The sequence below is a fragment of the Shewanella intestini genome (assembly GCF_018221465.1).
Classification (GTDB): domain Bacteria; phylum Pseudomonadota; class Gammaproteobacteria; order Enterobacterales; family Shewanellaceae; genus Shewanella; species Shewanella intestini.
Genome location: NZ_JAAIKR010000030.1, coordinates 1 through 3,425 on the forward strand (window position 1 = coordinate 1; position 3,425 = coordinate 3,425).

Here is a 3,425-nt window from a genome sequence, read left to right on the forward strand (position 1 = left end):
AACGATCCGGCGGATATTACAGTGGATTTAGCTAATGGTGACTCAGATAGCGCAACTGTTACCGAAGATGGTGCAAGCGATGCGGACGGCAATACCGTAGAAGCAGTTTCAGGCACTTTAACCATTAGCGATGTCGATGACGGTCAAGCAGCATTCCAAGTGCAAACCGATGTTGCTGATGGTAATTACGGTAGTTTCTCCATCGATGCCGACGGTAATTGGGATTACGTACTAAACAACGATCATATCGATGTGCAATCACTGACGGAAGGTGAAACGATCACCCGTACAATTACTGTAACTTCTGCAGATGGTACAGCAACTCATAACATCACTATCACCATTGTTGGTGCTAACGATCCTGCTGATATTACGGTTGATCTAGCTAATGGCGATACAGATAGCGCAACTGTTACTGAAGATGGTGCAACCGATGCGGACGGCAATACCGTAGAAGCAGTTTCAGGTACTCTTTCCATTTCAGATGTCGATGACGGTCAAGCAGCATTCCAAGTACTAACTGATGTTGCAGATGGTAATTACGGTTCATTTAGTATTGATGCTGACGGTAACTGGGATTATGTCTTAAACAACGACCATATCGATGTGCAATCACTGACTGAAGGCGAAACCTTAACGCGTACGATCACAGTAACTTCAGCAGATGGCACTGCCACTCACAACATTACTATCACCATTGTTGGTGCTAACGATCCTGCTGATATTACAGTGGATTTAGCCAATGATGATTCTGATAGTGCGACTGTCACCGAAGATGGTGCAAGCGATGTTGATGGCAATACCGTAGAAGCAGTTTCAGGCACATTAACCATTAGCGATGTCGATGACGGTCAAGCAGCATTCCAAGTGCAAACCGATGTTGCTGATGGTAATTACGGTAGTTTCTCCATCGATGCCGACGGTAATTGGGATTACGTCTTAAACAACGATCATATCGATGTGCAATCGCTAACTGAAGGCGAAACCTTAACCCGTACAATTACTGTAACTTCTGCAGATGGTACAGCAACTCATAACATCACTATCACCATTGTTGGTGCTAACGATCCGGCTGATATTACAGTCGATCTAGCCAGTGGTGATAGCGATTCAGGAATGGTTACTGAAGATGGTGCAAGCGATGTTGATGGCAATACCCTAGAAGCAGTATCTGGCACTTTAACCATTAGCGATGTTGATAACGGTCAAGCCGCATTCCAAGTGCAAACCGATGTTGCTGATGGTAATTACGGTAGCTTCTCAATTGATGCTGACGGTAACTGGGATTACGTCTTAAACAACGATCATATCGATGTGCAATCACTGACTGAAGGTGAAACCTTAACTCGCACGATCACAGTAACCTCAGCCGATGGCACTGCAACCCACAACATTACTATCACCATTGTTGGTGCTAACGATCCGGCTGATATTACAGTGGATTTAGCTAATGGCGATTCAGATAGTGCGACTGTCACCGAAGATGGTACAAGCGATGCGGACAGTAATACAGTTGAAGCGGTATCAGGCACTCTTTCAATGTCAGATGTCGATGACGGTCAAGCCGCATTCCAAGTACAAACCGATGTTGCTGATGGTAATTACGGTTCATTTAGTATTGATGCCGACGGTAATTGGGATTACGTACTAAACAACGATCATATCGATGTGCAATCACTGACTGAAGGCGAAACCTTAACTCGCACTATTACCGTCACAAGTGCAGATGGCACTGCCACTCACAACATCACTATCACCATTGTTGGTGCTAACGATCCGGCTGATATTACAGTGGATTTAGCTAATGGCGATTCAGATAGTGCGACTGTCACCGAAGATGGTACAAGCGATGCGGACAGTAATACAGTTGAAGCGGTATCAGGCACATTAACCATTAGCGATGTCGATGACGGTCAAGCCGCATTCCAAGTACAAACTGATGTTGCAGATGGCAATTACGGTAGCTTCTCAATTGATGCTGACGGTAACTGGGATTACGTCTTAAACAACGATCATATCGATGTGCAATCACTGACGGAAGGTGAAACCTTAACTCGCACGATCACAGTAACCTCAGCCGATGGCACTGCAACCCACAACATTACTATCACCATTGTTGGTGCTAACGATCCGGCTGATATTACAGTGGATTTAGCTAATGGCGATTCAGATAGTGCGACTGTCACCGAAGATGGTACAAGCGATGCGGACAGTAATACCGTAGAAGCAGTTTCTGGCACATTAACCATTAGCGATGTCGATAACGGTCAAGCCGCATTCCAAGTACAAACCGATGTTGCTGATGGTAATTACGGTAGCTTCTCAATCGATGCTGACGGTAACTGGGATTATGTCTTAAACAACGATCATATCGATGTGCAATCACTGACTGAAGGCGAAACCTTAACTCGCACGATCACAGTAACTTCTGCAGATGGCACTGCCACCCACAACATTACTATCACCATTGTTGGTGCTAACGATCCGGCTGATATTACAGTGGATTTAGCTAATGGCGATTCAGATAGTGCGACTGTCACCGAAGATGGTGCAAGCGATGCGGACGGTAATACTGTAGAAGCGGTATCAGGCACTCTTTCAATGTCAGATGTCGATGACGGTCAAGCCGTATTCCAAGTACAAACCAATGTTGCGGATGGTAATTACGGTTCATTTAGTATTGATGCTGACGGTAATTGGGATTACGTCTTAAACAACGATCATATCGATGTGCAATCGCTAACTGAAGGCGAAACCTTAACCCGTACAATTACTGTAACTTCTGCAGATGGCACTGCAACCCACAACATCACTATCACCATTGTTGGTGCTAACGATCCGGCTGATATTACAGTGGATTTAGCTAATGGTGACTCAGATAGCGCAACTGTTACCGAAGATGGTGCAACCGATGCGGACGGCAACACTGTCGAAGCAGTATCAGGCACTTTAACCATTAGTGATGTCGATGACGGTCAAGTCGCATTCCAAGTACAAACTGATGTTGCAGACGGTAATTACGGTAGCTTCTCAATCGATGCTGACGGTAACTGGGATTACGTCTTAAACAACGATCATATCGATGTGCAATCGCTAACGGAAGGCGAAACCTTAACGCGCACGATCACAGTAACTTCAGCAGATGGCACTGCAACCCACAACATCACTATCACCATTGTTGGTGCTAACGATCCGGCTGATATTACAGTGGATTTAGCTAATGGTGACTCAGATAGCGCAACTGTTACCGAAGATGGTGCAACCGATGTTGATGGCAACACTGTCGAAGCAGTTTCAGGTACTCTTTCAATTTCAGATGTTGATGACGGACAAGCTGCATTCCAAGTGCAAACCGATGTTGCTGATGGTAATTACGGTAGCTTCTCAATTGATGCTGACGGTAACTGGGATTACGTCTTAAACAA

At 45.2% G+C, this 3,425-nt stretch carries 1 protein-coding gene; it reads left to right on the forward strand.

Going from position 1 to position 3,425, the window contains the following annotated elements; all coding sequences use genetic code 11:
• The coding region (locus G3R48_RS16875; RefSeq protein WP_212593414.1) for a beta strand repeat-containing protein at positions 1-3,425 on the forward strand (3,425 nt) is incomplete at both ends.